The organism is Patescibacteria group bacterium (assembly GCA_041659765.1).
GTDB lineage: Bacteria > Patescibacteriota > Patescibacteriia > UBA9934 > UBA9934 > JAGORL01.
Genome location: JBAZXR010000001.1, coordinates 370,983 through 385,604 on the forward strand (window position 1 = coordinate 370,983; position 14,622 = coordinate 385,604).

The window sequence follows — 14,622 nt, forward strand, 5'->3', positions numbered from 1 at the left end:
GTTAGACGATCGAAAGGATTTCGTAAGTCATAGTGCCGGACGGAACTTTGGCTTCTACCGTCTCCCCTACTCCCTTGCCAAGAAAGGCGCTGCCAAGCGGCGAAACGTTGCTTATTTTTCCCTCCATCGGGTTAGCTTCGTTCTCACCAACGATCTCGTATGTTTTCTCTTGTCCGCCAATCTTCACCTTAAAAGATGAACCGAGGCCAATGGAGCCGCCTTTCTTTTCTTCAACTACCACTGCAGTTGAAAGCATTTCGGTAATTTCAATAATTCTGCTTTCATTCAAACCTTGTTGTTCGCGCGCTTCATGATAAGCGAAGTTTTCTGACAGATCACCCATCTCTTTAGCTTCACTAATACGCTGGGCAATTTCTGGGCGGATAACTTTAATGCGATTAGCCAGTTCTTTCGTTACCTCGGCTAATCCTGAGGCCGAAATATAGGTCACGTTGTTTTCCATAAAAGAAGAAAAGACGCGCCCCAAATGGACTCGCGTTATGAGGCCATTATGCCCAGGATTAGCGGGGAGTCAAGTACCATTGGAGTATATCTCGGGCTACTGGCGTGGCTAGGGTGGCATCGCCCCCTTCTTCAACGATAACCGCGATAGCGATCGTCGGGTGATCAAAAGGGGCAAAACCAGTAAACCAAGAGTGCGGAACCTTTTTAGCGTTCCACTGCGCAGTTCCTGTTTTTCCCGCCGCCGTCACCGGTAGCTGCTGCAGTGAGCTCGCCGTTCCGTTGGTGACGGTTGTCCGCATGGCATCTCGGATAATACTGACAGTTTTTGGGTCAGCTACCGAGACTGCCGAAGAGCCACCCCCTATCACCAAATGCGGCGTATACATTAAGCCGTTATTGGCTACCGCGGCCGTCCCGCGAACCATCTGAAGCGGGGTAACAAGAATATCGCCCTGCCCAATGGAAGCGTTGTAGGTGTCGCCGATATACCAAGGCTCGCCTTTGACCTCCTGTTTCCATGCTTTGCTCGGCAAGAATCCGGCAGCCTCACCAGGCAAATCGATACCCGTTTTTATGCCCAGACCAAATTTTCTAGCCCAGTCCATAAGCTTCTCAATACCAAGTCCTTTAAATGATTCATTACCGCCGCCGATCATGTAAAAGTAAGTGTTCACCGAGTCCGCAATGGCGTGATAGACGTTAGTCAACCCGTGGCCGCCAGGCCGCCAATCCGGAAAGAACCGGTCACCAAGCTGAAGACCGCCGGTCGATAAAAAAGTTGTCTGCGGAGTCACGATTCCTTCAGCCAAGGCAGCGGTCGCGAAAAACGGTTTGATCGTTGAACCGGACGGGTACGTGCCGGCGGTTGCTCGGGGAAAGAGCGGGGCATTCGGGTCATTCACCAGCCGGTCATAATCTTCTTGCGAGATGCCTTTAGAAAATTTATTCGCGTCATATGCCGGATAGGACACAAGTGCGAGCACTTCCCCGTTCTGCGGATTCATCGCCACCACCGCCGCACGCTTCACCGAACGATTTTTTAAATGATTAGCCAGAACAAGCTCCGAGTAGGCCTGCAAGCGGGCATCAATGGTTAACTTAAGATTTTGGCCGTCGACCGGATCCGTATGCGACAGTATGCGCAGCGGCGCGCCTTGGGCATTAACTTCAAACACGTCTTCACCGTATGTTCCCCGAAGTTCAGCTTCGTGCGAGGATTCAACCCCCTGCTTGCCAATAGTATCGAATGAACGATATCCCTCATCCCTCAGGGCTGCATATTCAGCTTCGTTCACGCCTGACGTGTAGCCGATGACATGCGAGAGCGAAGGAATAGCATCTGTCGGATAGCCTCGCTTGGGAGCAAGTTCGACTGATAGCCCGGGAATTGACCGCCCAGAGCTCATAAACGATAAGACCTTTTCGTAAGATAGGTCTTTGGCTAGCAAAATTTCCTCTACGTCTCCAGCCTCATTGGCATTTTTCTCCAGCTCGGCTAGCGTTAAATTAAAGGCGGCGGCAGCCTGTGAAAAAATGTCCTGCCGCGTAACAATAAACGGCCAGGACCAGGCTTTAGTTTGTGGCGGCAAAATGGACGTGTAACCGACCAATCTAAATGAAGGCAGGTTTTCGGCCAAGGGAATATTGTTGCGGTCAACCAAGATACCCCTATGTGCCGGAATAGCATGAACGCGGATACGATTGGCTTCGGCAAGTGCTCGATAATGATTACCATTGACTACTTGTAGGTAAGCGCTCTTACTCAGAAAAATGGCCCCGACCAAGGTAAAGGCTAGGACACCCCAAAGAAAACGGCGTCTGTCTATGGGCGAAGAAACTGTAGCGCGCGACATGGAACGGCTGGGGTCAGCCATCACGTCATCCACATTACTCTCTACGGACATAGCCCAGTCACCAGCGGCCTCGCCGATCCCGAAAATACCGTTACCGTTCTCCTCGGACTTCATAGGTTTCGCTTTTAGTCACGAACCGTTTGCCAAACCCTGACATGGTCCGTTCAAGCACGAGCGAAGCGACGACAGCCAAGAGTGCAGTCATCGCCGCTAAAAACAGACCCATCCACGGAAAAAAACCATGAACCCGAGCGACCACGCCGAATCTCAATAAAAAGTACACCGAACCGGTAACTAGGGCGAGCCCACCAAAGGCCGCGAGCGAGCGCCTGGCGAACACATGGGTTGATAGACCATAGGCAGTAAACACACAAATGAACGCCACCACAAGTAAACCAACTGGCGCTAAACCGGACAGGATCATGGCGGAAGTTGAGGCTAAAAAGAACAGCGCACCTAACTCAAATGACACCCGGTGCATTAAAGCCAGGGCCAACACCAGGGAGGGCGGAATCAGCCTCCAAGGCAACGGCAGGACAACAAAAACAGTCTCCTCCATGAGAAAAGTGACGAGCATGACTACGGCTGCCAACAAACCCATGGTCATATTAAGATGCGCTGGGCGGAAGAATTAAAACATGAGACCACTCGAGGGGGTCAGCAAACGGCTCAAGGAGAGCGCTCTTAAATGGAGCGCTGGGCAAATCGATCACTTCAGTAACCGTGCCGAGCAGCAAGCCTTCGGGAATATTTCCATTAAGTCCGCTCGTCGTGACCACGTCGCCTCGCGCCACGTCTGCATCACGCGGAATAAAATTAATATTCATCACGGCTCCATTGCGCCCCTCGGCGAGCCCAATGGTCCGCTTCTTGCCGATGATCGCCGCCGGAACCTTACTTTCAATTCCGGTTAACAACGTAACCAAACTGCTATGCTCATCAATGCTCTTGATTGTGCCCAGAACCACACCCTGTCCTACAACCACTACTGAACCTTCTTTCACCCCATCGGCACGGCCGCGGTCAATCACCACCCGCAACGGGTCTTCCGGCAGTGACTTGGCAATTATCATCGCAGCTATTCCTGCAGTATTGACGTGCTCAGTGTAAGCCAGCTCTTCACGCAATTCCGCATTTTCATCTTTCAGTTTTTCAAATTCGACAGCATCTCGAGCCAGGGCTGTTTTATCTTCCAAACAAACGGATAATCTAGCGGTCAACGAATCTTCTGAGGCAAAGAAACGCGTTACCCCGCGGGAAATAACCGCTCCGGCGTCAGACAGTATCCCCTCTCCGGTCCGAATGCCCCCGCCGATGATTGGCAAACGTTTGACAATAAAGAACACAACGATCACCGCCAGAAACGCGAGGAGAGGCTTGAGCCTTGAAAAAAGTGTGGGCTTGTCTAACACACGCGGTTAGTTATTAGCGGTTGGCAGCGACACATCCTTTAGGAAGTCTGGCCTATCCAGAAGAGCTCCAGCTCCACGCACCGTGCAGGTCAATGGATCGTCAGCAATCCGCACCGGGATATCAGTTTCGCGAGCGATAGTTTTATCGATCCCCTTCAACAGTGCCCCGCCCCCGGCGAGCACCAAGCCTCGTTCATAGATATCAGCAACGATTTCCGGCGGCGTAATCTCAATAGTTGCCTTGATGTTCTCCACGATCATTTGAACGTTTCGGTAGATCGCTTCGCGGATCTGAGCATCAGTCACCATGACCTGCCGAGGAAGCCCGTTAATTAAATAGCGGCCGCGCATTTCCATCTCCATCGGTGAACCCAAATCCATGGTCGTACCAATTCTCCATTTCACTTCTTCCGCCACGCGTTCACCGATCAACAAGTTAAAAACGTCGCGGGCGTACTGCGTGATACTCTTCGTCATTTCATCGCCAGCCACGGTCAATGACTTCCAGGTGACAATCCCGCCGAGAGCGACCACGGCAATCTCTGTTGTTCCCCCGCCAATATCCACAATCATGCTGCCCACGGAATCCTCTACAGGCAGCCCAGCACCGATAGCTGCACAGAGCGGAGCTTCAACTAGAAATGCTTCGCGAGCTCCGGCCGAGAGCGCGGCGTCTTCAACAGCCTTGCGTTCTACTTCTGTAATCTCGAGCGGAACAGACATCACCATGCGCGGGCGCGGGACGAGAGTGAAGGTGTCCTCATGCACTTTGTCTACAAAGTACTTCAACATTTTTTCCGTAATTTCAAAATCGGAAATGACACCCTTGGTCAACGGACGCGTGGTCACAATATGCGGCGGTGTTTTGCCAAGCATATCTTTGGCTGAAGTACCAACGGCCAGAATGTGATTCGTGCGGGTGTTAACGGCAACAATCGACGGCTCGTGCATCACGATTCCACGCTCACGCACAAAAACTCGGGTATTTGAGGTTCCGAGGTCAATCGCAATATCTTTTGAAAATCGTCCAAAAACTCGGCTGAACATAGGCTGTCCGCTCGCATTTCATCACGGGTCACTCGCACAAACAAGGAGGGGTGTGGGCTAAGTACTGAGCCCGGGAGGATTACGTCTATTCGGTGGGATGCTCAAATGATCTCCGATCTTGGAAAATGAGAAAGAAAAACTCGATGAGCGCCAAAAGGCCAATGAGTACAAGTAGAACGGGGCTCGAGAACATCTCAAGACTCATGAAGACTAAAGAGACGATAATCAGCACACTCAATAAAACACTCTGTCTAAAAGAGCGAATAACCGCCACCCCAGCCCCTGCTTCTGGGAATCTACTCGCGCGGAGAACCGTGCCTATAATAGTCAGGAGCCCAGCCAAACCACTGCCTAGCGTGATGTAAAAAATCGCCAAAGCTAACGGGCCGGCGGTAAAAGGGTCCATCGCCTGAAGAATAATGACCCAAGCGACTAAGGAAACGGTTGTCCCGAGAGCAAGAATAGCAATGTACTGTCGAAGGTTCATAGCAGCCTCATTATATATCCATAAACGCTTCTGGCCGAAGCTTGGCCACACAGATGATAGAGAGCTGCGGAAAATCTTCCTCGAGCAACCGGGCAACCTGTGGCGCAACCGTATCAGCCTCATACCGGGCAGTTGGATTTTGGCAGGCAATCGTCACCTCCTTATCCTTGAAACTCAAAATTTTCATGTCGCGCTGAAACTCCGGCGGGATAAGGGCAACAAGCTTCTCCTGCGCCTTCCGGACCACCTGAGCAGCCAAAACCTGCTTGCCAATACCATGGCGAGCGAGAATTGAATCAGTAAGACTGCCGAATGTTTTCATAAGAAGCGTAAAGTATTAAAGAATAAAGCGTAAAGTTCTGAATGGATTTCAGGCTTTAATACTTTAATCTTTACGTTTTACTCTATTACTGTTGCGAGAACGGGCAGATATCTTTAAAGTCACAATACTTACAGGTAAACGGTCCGGGTTTTGGCTCGAAGGTACTGGTTCTAATGGCGCCCACAGTGTCCTTGATTTCGTCCAACAGCTTTTCCTTGTCCTTGTCAGTCGGCGCAAAGCTCATCGTCTCATTTGTTTCGACATAATAGTACGTCAACGCCTTCACGACGAGGGGCGGGTTAAAGCACTGCTCGGCCGCAAGGGCGTAGAGGACCAGCTGACGGCGATCGTCCCACTCTAATTTTTCTTTAGCCCGGCCTGTTTTGTAGTCAATGATTTCTACGCCGCCTTCTACGGAATCAATTCTGTCGATCCGACCCTTCATGAGAATATCGCCGATCTTAAGCGTAAAGCCAGCTTCAAGCAGAAATGGCTTCGGCTGGTTTTCGACGACCTTGCGATGAAAGACCGTGAGAGCATCAACTCCCTGCCGTCGGTACTGCTCTCGGGTCTTTGAATCCGGGTACCACTCGTCGATGAACGTAGCTGCGTACATCTCGAGCAACTGACGTTCTGAGGGAAGATGGTAGGTACTAGGTGATGGGCTACTGAAGAGATCCACCTGAATGTCGGTTTGGTCGGGGAGCATGGCTTTGACGAATTTCTCGAGCGTCAAGTGCATGCTTTGACCAAAGCTGAATTGATGACGGCCAAAGGTAGGAATTTTGAGAATGTGTGCGTACTTATACTGGAGAGGACAGGAACCGAAGGCGGCGACCTGAGAAAAAGAAAACTTTGTCGGCAACTTTATTTCGGCCTCACCGGAGCTGACCACAACCTTGCCTCGTTCATCGAGAATATCATCCGTCGTTGTTTTCTTTTTCTTCTCCGTCGGTTGAACCTCGTAGCCGAGTTCGGCAAGGAATCGGGACGGCTTGCGCTTACGGGTTCCACCATAGTCTTCCGCCGAACACAAATACAGCCCTTCTTTGGCGCGGGTAATAGCGACGTAGAATAGGCGTCGCTCCTCGGCCACGTGGTCATCAAGAGCCGCATCGACTTTTCTTACTAGCGTTGGGGGGAGAGGCAGCTGGTCGCTCCTTGAGACGGACGGGAACCGCTGTTCAATCATGTTCACCACGAACACATACTTAAACTCCAAACCCTTAGCGGCGTGAATGGTCATGATGTTAACCACATCCGGCCCCTCCTCATTATCCGGTTTCAAACCGCCCGCCTCTCCTGCCTCACGTTCGGCGTCGAACTCCTCTAAGAACCCGGGGAGTAATTTGTTGTCCGGGCTAGCAATAACGTAACGTTTCAGGCGAGCGAGAAATCCTTCGAGGTGCCTGAATATCTCCTGCTGTTCAGCCTCGGGGAGAATTTTCAGGTCGCCGAGGAGCCCGGTGTCCTTGAGGACGGATACGAATAATTCGGTAACCGGGAGACGCTTAGCCTTCTCCCGAAGTTCTTCGATGATCCGTGTGATCTGCATGACACGGTTGCGGCCGTCGAGTGACAGACCAATCGCCTGCGTCATAGACCGCATGCCGTCGATAATTGCGCCTCCGGATTTACGGCGAACATAGCGCATGAGTTCGGACAGGTCGTTCTCGGTCAGACCAAGCCGTGGGTGACTCAGCAACCGATACATGGCCGGGGAATGATAAGGCTCGCACACGGCACGCATGTAGGCCATGGAGTCGAGAATAATCGGTTTCGTGTACAGGCCAGAAAGCGCCACGAAGTGATACGGAACTCCGACTCGCTCAAGAGCCTCGAGGAATGGGTCCGTGGCGTCATTAGAACGAGCAAGGATGGCAAAATCACTCCACTCCGCTTCCCCACTTTCGTGCTTAGCGATTATTTCGTTCACGACTGACTCTACTTCTTCGGTACTCGTCGCGCAGTGGAGATGATGAACAAGGCCGTTCGTCTCGGTGTGCGACTGTAGCTTCTTCGACAGGCCCTCACTCGCCTCAAGACGGTGTGGGTTGTTCGTTTGGATCAACTTGTAGGCAGCGTCAAGAATGGTTGCGCCGCTTCGATAGTTTCGCGTCAACACCACGCGTGCTGCATCTGGGAAGTCCGTACGGAACTCTAGAATATTGGCGAGGGCTGCCCCACGGAACTTATAAATAGCCTGATCATCATCCCCCACTACCGTGATATTTCGTGGTTCGTGCACGAGAATCTTTACGAGTTCGTTCTGAATGCTGTTCGTATCTTGGAACTCGTCGACAATAATGTATTTAAAACGCCGCTTGTATTCCTCAAGAACATTTGGCCGAGTTTTAAAGAGCTCGAGAGTCAACAAAAGCAGACCGCCGAAATCAATAGCGTGTTGCTCGGATAACAACTTTTCGTACATAGCGTACGCGCTCGAAAGTTCTTCCCACTTCTGGAGTTCGAGTTTCGAAGAGTCATCCTGAGGCCCCGCCGAAGGATCTGATTGGCCATTCAGATTCTTCGCTCCGCTCAGAATGACTGATTTCAAGTCCTCGACCGCAACCAAATATTTCTCCGGCGTAATACCTTCGTCTTTGGCGCGCGAAAAATGCTGGAGCAATTGCCTTAAGAACTTGGTCGGCGAGCCGCGGGGCTTAAAATAGTCGAGCTCAAATCTGTCGATGTTCCGGCGCATGAGTAGCCAACAATCGACCTCTGTGTACATTTTAAAGTCCGAGGGAATCCCAATATGAATGCCGTGCTCACGTAAAACTTTTTCGCAAAAAGAGTGAAATGTCGAGATCGAGAGGTCGAGGTAACCCATCGGCAACAATCGGTCGACGCGCTCCTCCATTTCATTCGCGGCTTTGTCCGTAAAGGTCAACGCCAGGATTTCGTTCGGCTCGGCTAGCTTTTGTTCAATCAGCCAAGCAATACGCGTGGTTACTACCTTAGTCTTACCCGTACCAGCACCAGCAATAATCATGAGCGGGCCTTCCCCGTGGGTCACGGCTGCCAATTGTTCCGAGTTCAAGCCATCAAGTAAGGAGTTTGCGTCCATAGTCCGGCTATTGTAACCTCATTACAGACCTTCTCAGCTAGAGGGGGTGTGGAGGGAACCGTGGCTGATCTCCTTACGCCCGGGGAATACGAAGAAGAGATGACAGATGCGAACGGTCGTCGGGCCATCACGCTCAAGGTTATCGATATCACCGGTGACTTCGAAGACGCAGATCAGACTCTGCTCGTCTACTACGGGATCGACGAAACCGACAAGCTCGTAGTTCAACTAGTGGAAGACCGGATTACCTCCAAACGGCGATCCCTCATCCTCCCGCGTGAAGCCTACGACAACATTCCACCCGTCACCATCCAGCGATTTATCGGTGCCAGCCGTCGGGTGGCCGTCGTAGTCGTTGCCCGTCTGGTCCGCGAGAACGACAAATGAACGTCCTAACGAAAGAGCCCCAACGCATCGCGCGAAGGGGCTCTCTTTTTATTCTGGAAGATTTCTCTGTTTACCCTTTCCTTTGAGCGCAACGCGGTAGCGCGCAAGTTCGCGTTCGAGGTGGGCGGCAGCGTCAGCGTAACTGACGGCGTCTTTACCGCGGGCAGCGGTCAAAGCTTCCTCGGCACGTTTCTTGGCTTCCTCGATAGCTCCGAGCTCAAGCTCATGAGAATGCTCGGCGGTCTCAGCCAGGATGAGAATGTTGTTCCCAGGTTCGATCTTGAGGAGCCCACCGGAGACAGCGAGGAGTTCCTGGTTTTCACCAGTTCCAACACGCATCTCGCCTGGCATCAGAAGCGTGGCGAGCGGAATATGTCCGGGTAAGATAGTAATCTCGCCAGCTTCCGTCATCACGGTCAAAGAAGGCGTCTCGCCTTCAGCAACCACCCGGTCGGGAGTGACTAGTTTGTATTTAAGAGTTCCCATATGGTTCCCATCCTGAGCTATGCGAAGGATCCGACCCTCAGAGGGGAAAGTCGGACTCTTCGCTCTCGCTCAGAGTGGAGACGAATTACTTCGAAACTTCCTCGATCGATCCCTTCATGTAGAAAGATTGCTCTGGCTTGTCGTCGTGCTTACCCTCTAGGATCTCCTTGAATGAGCGGACAGTGTCTTTGAGGGACACATACTTACCTGGCGAGCCAGTAAACTGCTCAGCGACGTTAAAGGGCTGGGAGAGGAACTTCTGAATCTTGCGGGCGCGGGCTACGGTCTGCTTGTCATCTGGAGAAAGCTCGTCCATACCAAGAATGGCAATGATGTCCTGGAGGTCCTTATAGCGCTGCAAAACTTTCTGGACAGCACGAGCTACATCGTAATGTTCCTGACCAACAATGTTCGGGTCAAGAATGGTCGAGCTTGAGTCGAGTGGGTCAACGGCTGGATAAATGGCGAGCTCAGACAAAGCGCGGGAAAGAACCACTGTCGAGTCGAGGTGACCGAACGTCGTCGCTGGAGCTGGATCGGTAAGGTCGTCTGCAGGAACGTAAACAGCCTGAATAGAGGTGATCGAACCTTTCGTGGTCGAAGTAATGCGCTCCTGAAGAAGACCCATTTCTGTAGCCAAGTTTGGCTGGTAACCCACAGCAGACGGGATGCGACCAAGAAGGGACGACATTTCAGCGCCGGCCTGCGTAAAGCGGAAGATGTTGTCGATGAACATTAGAACATCGCGGCCTTCGTCATCGCGGAAATACTCGGCGAGAGTAAGACCAGTCAAAGCGACACGAGCGCGAGCACCTGGTGGTTCGTTCATCTGTCCGAAGACGAGCGCCGTCTTTTCAAGAACTTTCGAGTCCTTCATTTCCATGTACAAGTCGTTTCCTTCGCGAGTTCTTTCGCCGACGCCAGCGAAGACAGAGTAACCACCGTGCTCTTTAGCGATGTTATGGATGAGTTCCTGAATGAGCACGGTCTTACCCACACCAGCGCCGCCAAAAAGACCGGTCTTTCCACCTTTCAAGATAGGACAGATGAGGTCAATGACTTTAATACCTGTTTCAAAAACCTGAGCTTCCGTGGACTGCTCGGTGAAAGGTGGAGCTTCGCGGTGAATAGGATCCTTGCGCTTGCCCTTTACTGGACCAAGGCCATCAATCGGCTCGCCAGTCACATCAAGCATACGACCAAGGGTCTCGGGACCGACGGGCACAGAAATCGGCTTGTCAGTCGCCGTCACTTCGCTACCGCGAGTAAGACCGTCCGTAGCGCCCATGGCGATAGTGCGGACAATACCACCTTCAAGGTGCTGAGCGGCTTCAAGCGTCAAAAGAGTCGAACCGTTTTTTACGGTCAGAGCTGAGAGTACCGGGGGGAGTTCACCTTCAAAGCGGACGTCCACCACCGCACCAATGATTTGAGAAATTATTCCTTTCATATGTTTTTATTCTAGAGCTGCCTTACCCGAGCTGATTTCTGCAATCTCCTGCGTGATGCCCGCCTGACGTGCCTGGTTGTAAGTAAATGTGAGGGCGTCGAGCATGTCCTTAGCTGCGTCTGAAGCATTCTTCATGGCGAGCATGCGCGCCGCGTGTTCACTGGCCCCAGATTCCAGCAGTGACTGCCAGAGCATGGTTCTGGCAACTGCCGGAAGCATTCGGTCGAAGACATCCGCGGGAGAAGGTTCGAAGAGGATTTCTTCTGACTTCTCACCAGTCTTCTCAAACTTCATTGGCAGAAGGTCGATCATTTCTGGCTTCTGAGAGATACCCGAGATGAAATGTGTAAACCCGATTGTAACTTTCTTATATTCGCCCTTCATGAAGGCGTCTAGCGCTAGACGCGCGACGGGGAGTAAATCAGCGAAAGCGGGATTGTTCGACAAGGCTCCGAAGCGGGCAATTACTTTAACCCCTGCCCTATCCATAGCGTCTCCGCCCTTTTTGCCCACTGCTACAACATCGAGCTTCTCCGTTCCCGTGTTACGCGCGAACTCGAGCGCGAGGCGTGCGAGGTTTACGTTAAGTCCTCCAGCCAGTCCTCGGTCAGAGGAGAAAAGCACCAGGAGTGTTTTTTCAGCTTTTGGATTTCCGGTGAGCAAAAGGTTCTGAACATTGGCAGGTGCTCCGGCGGCGGCCGAGCGCATAGCCTCAGTCACCGTTTCCGCATAAGAGCGGCTCCGCAAGGCAGACTGAACCGCGCGGCGCATCTTAGATGCAGCCACTAGTTCCATAGCCTTCGTGATCTTGCGCGTGTTTTTCACGGACTTGATCCGAAGGCGAATTGCCTTTTTGGACTGAGCCATAGCGTTTAGGCTTTCTTGAAGCCTTCAATGAAACTCTTAAGTAACTTCTCCAGCTCGGCCTTATTCTCGGCGACCAAATCCTTCTTCTCGGTAATATCTTTGAGCACGTTAGCGCCTACGCCGTGCATCAGGGCCAAGAACTCTTCTTCAAAGCGCAAAATATCAGCCACTGGAATAGAATCGAGCAAGCCGTTGTTTAGGGCGTACACCACCACCGCTTGTTCGGCGAAACTCATTGGCGAATACTGCTTCTGCTTCATGAGCTCCATGGAGCGGCGACCGCGTTCGATCTGCTTCTTGGTAGCTTCGTCGAGATCTGTAGCAAACTGCGCGAACGCTTCAAGCTCACGGAACTGTGCGAGGTCAACTTTGAGGGTCTTAGCTACGTTCTTAATGGCCTTAGTTTGGGCGGCCGAACCCACACGCGACACCGAGAGACCGATGTTCAAAGCTGGGCGCTGACCCTTGTAGAAGAGATCGGACTCAAGGTAGATCTGACCGTCCGTAATTGAAATTACGTTAGTCGGAATGTACGCAGCTACGTCACCTCCCTGGGTTTCAATGATTGGAAGAGCGGTGATAGATCCCCCGCCGTTTTCTTTGTTAACCCGAGCTGAACGCTCAAGCAAACGAGAGTGCAAGTAGAAAACGTCACCTGGATAAGCCTCGCGTCCTGGTGGGCGGCGCAAGAGCAAGGAGATTTCACGATAAGCCCAGGCGTGCTTAGAAAGATCGTCGTAAACGATCAGCACGTCTTCGCCCTTCGCCATGAAGTACTCAGCAATAGCACAGCCAGAGTATGGCGCAATGTAAAGCATGGCGGCTGGATCAGAAGCGCCGGCCAAGACAATCGTGGTGTATTCCATGGCTCCTGCTTTTTCAAAGCGGGCACGGATCTGTGCGACTTTCGATTCCTTCTGACCAATAGCGACGTAAACGCATTTCACGTTGCCGCCTTTCTGGTTCAAAATCGTATCAATAGCAATAGCTGTCTTGCCGGTCTGGCGGTCACCAATGATTAGCTCGCGCTGGCCGCGGCCAATCGGGATCAAGGCGTCAATCGCCTTAATGCCTGTCTGCATCGGCACGCCCACAGCCTCACGAGCCATGACGCCCGGCGCAATTTTCTCAACTGGCACGAAGGTGGTATCAGTCACCGCACCCTTGCCGTCAATTGGATTACCAAGAGCATCCACTACGCGGCCAATAATGCCGTCACCCACCGGAATAGATAAAATGCGGCCAGTGGCCTTAACAGAGTCACCTGCTTTAGTCGTCGGACTAGCAGTCAGCAAAATTGCACCGGTTGTTTCTTCCTCAAGGTTTAGGGCGATACCAAAAGTGCCGCCGCCGAAATCAAGCATTTCTTGGCTCATGACGTTAGACAACCCGCTCATGCGGGCCACACCGTCAGAGAAAGAAACGATTGTTCCAACTCGCTCTTCTTCAACGCCTGATTTAAAGGCGGCTACCTGAGCACGCAATGATTCAATGATATCCATTTTTTTGGCCATACTATGCGAGCAAGGTGTTCTTCAGTCTTTGGAGGGCACCAATAATGGAACCGTCCAGTCGCCTATCATCAATCCGGATCACAGCCCCGCCCATTAGCCGCTCGTCTACCCGCTCAATCAGCTCGGCTCCTTTGACAGAGTCTTCCAGTTGCTGACGAGCGGTCTTGGAAAGTTCGTGGGCAGAGAGAACAGTGACCTTGCTGGCGCCAAACTTATTACGCCAGGCTTGATGGATTTCTTTCTCCAGTTCGCGCCAGCGGCCGAGCAAACTTTCTTCCTGAAGAAAACGGACAATTTTGACCATTTCTTTCTCAACCTCGGCCGGCTTGAGCTCGGCGAGCTGTTCGACGATACTCCGCGCAAGAGGTTTCAAGCTTTTCTTCATATTAAGTGAGCTTGCGCACCACCTCTTCGGCGAGCGATTTTGATTTCTTCTCGTCCATATCAGTTGAAATGATTTTAGCCGCGGCTTTCACCGCAATTTCCACCAGATCTTTTCTGGCTTCAATCATCATGGCCGTGTGTTCGTCTTTCAGCTGCTCTTTGCCCTTCTGAATGACGCGTTCCACTTCCCGCTTAGCGGCCTCAACCATCTCCACTTTACGAGCCTCAGCTTCCAGCACCGTTTTAGCATGCAATTCCTGAGCCTCTTTCTGCGCTGACGCTAACAGTGCGGCCCGTTCTTTTTCATTAGCCAGGACGCGCTTCTCAATTTCCTGAGCGTCTTTCACGCTCTTCTCAATCCGCGCTTCACGCTCAGCCAGCATCTTGAGAATTGGCTTGTACGCAAAAATCCACAACACCCCAAGAACGATGAGGAAGTTAACCAGCTGACCAGCAAACAGCGCGGGCTGCAGACCAAAGGTCTGAGCAACTCCGGCAATGCCTGCTGGCGCAGCTTCTTCTGAGTGTGTGGTGGATTCGGCCATAGCTCGACGTTAAACAAGGCTCACTTTTTTAGAGGGTGAAGGCAATGATCAAAGCGTAAATAGCGATAGCTTCAGCAAAGGCCATGCCGAGCAACATTGGCACGAAGATCTTACCAGCTGCGTCTGGGTTGCGGCCGATGCTGTTCATAGCAGCGTAGCCAATCAAACCAATGCTGAAGGCTGGAGCAAAACCACCAACTGCGATAGCCAAGGCCTTAGCAATTAACAACATCGTTTCTGCGTTCATAACGTATACATTTAATGGTTATAACTTACGGCTTGGAGACTAGGGGTATCTGCCCTAACCTGCAACCCGCAACCTGTAACCAGCAA

Annotated in this window: 16 protein-coding genes; 1 reads left to right on the forward strand and 15 read right to left on the reverse strand. The window is 52.0% G+C overall.

The window, feature by feature from the left end; translation table 11 throughout:
• Position 1: 1 nt before the first annotated feature.
• The 8 genes from greA to WC813_02080 all read right to left on the reverse strand — a co-directional run bounded on the left by greA (position 2) and on the right by WC813_02080 (position 8,656).
• Positions 2-463, reverse strand: a complete 462-nt coding sequence (greA, locus tag WC813_02045; GenBank protein MFA5946782.1) for a transcription elongation factor GreA — start codon at positions 461-463, stop codon at positions 2-4.
• A 58-nt stretch (positions 464-521) separates the two neighbouring features.
• Positions 522-2,432: a penicillin-binding protein 2 gene (gene mrdA / locus WC813_02050; protein MFA5946783.1), complete on the reverse strand. Its 1,911-nt coding sequence runs from the start codon at positions 2,430-2,432 to the stop codon at positions 522-524.
• Positions 2,410-2,925, reverse strand: coding sequence for a hypothetical protein (locus WC813_02055; GenBank protein ID MFA5946784.1), 516 nt, complete (start codon positions 2,923-2,925; stop codon positions 2,410-2,412). Before WC813_02055 ends, mrdA begins: the two co-directional genes overlap by 23 nt.
• Position 2,926: 1 nt before the next feature.
• Complete coding sequence (mreC, locus tag WC813_02060) at positions 2,927-3,730, reverse strand: rod shape-determining protein MreC (protein MFA5946785.1); 804 nt, start codon at positions 3,728-3,730, stop codon at positions 2,927-2,929.
• 6 nt (positions 3,731-3,736) lie between these two features.
• A complete protein-coding gene (locus WC813_02065) occupies positions 3,737-4,777 on the reverse strand; it encodes a rod shape-determining protein (GenBank protein MFA5946786.1) in 1,041 nt (346 codons plus the stop codon).
• Positions 4,778-4,862: 85 nt separating this feature from the next.
• The gene (locus WC813_02070) at positions 4,863-5,264 is read right to left on the reverse strand and encodes a hypothetical protein (GenBank protein ID MFA5946787.1); all 402 of its coding nucleotides are present in this window, start codon (positions 5,262-5,264) and stop codon (positions 4,863-4,865) included.
• A gap of 10 nt (positions 5,265-5,274) precedes the next feature.
• Complete coding sequence (locus WC813_02075; protein ID MFA5946788.1) at positions 5,275-5,586, reverse strand: hypothetical protein; 312 nt, start codon at positions 5,584-5,586, stop codon at positions 5,275-5,277.
• An 85-nt stretch (positions 5,587-5,671) separates the two neighbouring features.
• Positions 5,672-8,656 carry an ATP-dependent DNA helicase gene (locus tag WC813_02080; protein MFA5946789.1) on the reverse strand — a complete coding sequence of 995 codons (2,985 nt, stop codon included), beginning with the start codon at positions 8,654-8,656 and terminating at the stop codon, positions 5,672-5,674.
• Between the two features lie 48 nt (positions 8,657-8,704).
• Between WC813_02080 and WC813_02085 the strand changes: the two genes are divergently transcribed.
• The gene (locus tag WC813_02085; GenBank protein MFA5946790.1) at positions 8,705-9,043 is read left to right on the forward strand and encodes a hypothetical protein; all 339 of its coding nucleotides are present in this window, start codon (positions 8,705-8,707) and stop codon (positions 9,041-9,043) included.
• A gap of 48 nt (positions 9,044-9,091) precedes the next feature.
• Here the strand turns inward: WC813_02085 and atpC are convergent, their stop codons facing one another.
• The 7 genes from atpC to WC813_02120 all read right to left on the reverse strand — a co-directional run bounded on the left by atpC (position 9,092) and on the right by WC813_02120 (position 14,536).
• Positions 9,092-9,529 carry an ATP synthase F1 subunit epsilon gene (gene atpC / locus WC813_02090; protein ID MFA5946791.1) on the reverse strand — a complete coding sequence of 146 codons (438 nt, stop codon included), beginning with the start codon at positions 9,527-9,529 and terminating at the stop codon, positions 9,092-9,094.
• A gap of 85 nt (positions 9,530-9,614) precedes the next feature.
• Entirely contained in the window at positions 9,615-10,979 is a 1,365-nt protein-coding gene (atpD, locus tag WC813_02095) for a F0F1 ATP synthase subunit beta (GenBank protein ID MFA5946792.1), read from the reverse strand.
• Between the two features lie 6 nt (positions 10,980-10,985).
• Positions 10,986-11,846 (reverse strand): ATP synthase F1 subunit gamma, encoded by an 861-nt coding sequence (atpG, locus tag WC813_02100; protein ID MFA5946793.1) that lies wholly within the window; start codon positions 11,844-11,846, stop codon positions 10,986-10,988.
• A gap of 5 nt (positions 11,847-11,851) precedes the next feature.
• The gene (gene atpA / locus WC813_02105; GenBank protein MFA5946794.1) at positions 11,852-13,360 is read right to left on the reverse strand and encodes a F0F1 ATP synthase subunit alpha; all 1,509 of its coding nucleotides are present in this window, start codon (positions 13,358-13,360) and stop codon (positions 11,852-11,854) included.
• A gap of 1 nt (position 13,361) precedes the next feature.
• A complete protein-coding gene (locus WC813_02110; protein ID MFA5946795.1) occupies positions 13,362-13,745 on the reverse strand; it encodes a F0F1 ATP synthase subunit delta in 384 nt (127 codons plus the stop codon).
• A 1-nt stretch (position 13,746) separates the two neighbouring features.
• Entirely contained in the window at positions 13,747-14,289 is a 543-nt protein-coding gene (locus tag WC813_02115) for an ATP synthase F0 subunit B (GenBank protein MFA5946796.1), read from the reverse strand.
• Between the two features lie 28 nt (positions 14,290-14,317).
• Positions 14,318-14,536, reverse strand: a complete 219-nt coding sequence (locus WC813_02120) for an ATP synthase F0 subunit C (protein MFA5946797.1) — start codon at positions 14,534-14,536, stop codon at positions 14,318-14,320.
• Between the last annotated feature and the right edge of the window lie 86 nt (positions 14,537-14,622).

Bases quoted from the DNA above. Each gene is read 5' to 3' on its own strand.
- mrdA (MFA5946783.1), bottom strand. From the start codon at position 2,432: ATGAAGTCCGAGGAGAACGGTAACGGTATTTTCGGGATCGGCGAGGCC.
- atpG (MFA5946793.1), bottom strand. From the start codon at position 11,846: ATGGCTCAGTCCAAAAAGGCAATTCGCCTTCGGATCAAGTCCGTGAAA.
- WC813_02075 (MFA5946788.1), bottom strand. From the start codon at position 5,586: ATGAAAACATTCGGCAGTCTTACTGATTCAATTCTCGCTCGCCATGGT.
- WC813_02080 (MFA5946789.1), bottom strand. From the start codon at position 8,656: ATGGACGCAAACTCCTTACTTGATGGCTTGAACTCGGAACAATTGGCA.
- greA (MFA5946782.1), bottom strand. From the start codon at position 463: ATGGAAAACAACGTGACCTATATTTCGGCCTCAGGATTAGCCGAGGTA.
- atpA (MFA5946794.1), bottom strand. From the start codon at position 13,360: ATGGCCAAAAAAATGGATATCATTGAATCATTGCGTGCTCAGGTAGCC.
- atpD (MFA5946792.1), bottom strand. From the start codon at position 10,979: ATGAAAGGAATAATTTCTCAAATCATTGGTGCGGTGGTGGACGTCCGC.
- WC813_02055 (MFA5946784.1), bottom strand. From the start codon at position 2,925: ATGACCATGGGTTTGTTGGCAGCCGTAGTCATGCTCGTCACTTTTCTC.
- WC813_02115 (MFA5946796.1), bottom strand. From the start codon at position 14,289: ATGGCCGAATCCACCACACACTCAGAAGAAGCTGCGCCAGCAGGCATT.
- WC813_02120 (MFA5946797.1), bottom strand. From the start codon at position 14,536: ATGAACGCAGAAACGATGTTGTTAATTGCTAAGGCCTTGGCTATCGCA.
- WC813_02070 (MFA5946787.1), bottom strand. From the start codon at position 5,264: ATGAACCTTCGACAGTACATTGCTATTCTTGCTCTCGGGACAACCGTT.
- atpC (MFA5946791.1), bottom strand. From the start codon at position 9,529: ATGGGAACTCTTAAATACAAACTAGTCACTCCCGACCGGGTGGTTGCT.
- WC813_02110 (MFA5946795.1), bottom strand. From the start codon at position 13,745: ATGAAGAAAAGCTTGAAACCTCTTGCGCGGAGTATCGTCGAACAGCTC.
- WC813_02065 (MFA5946786.1), bottom strand. From the start codon at position 4,777: ATGTTCAGCCGAGTTTTTGGACGATTTTCAAAAGATATTGCGATTGAC.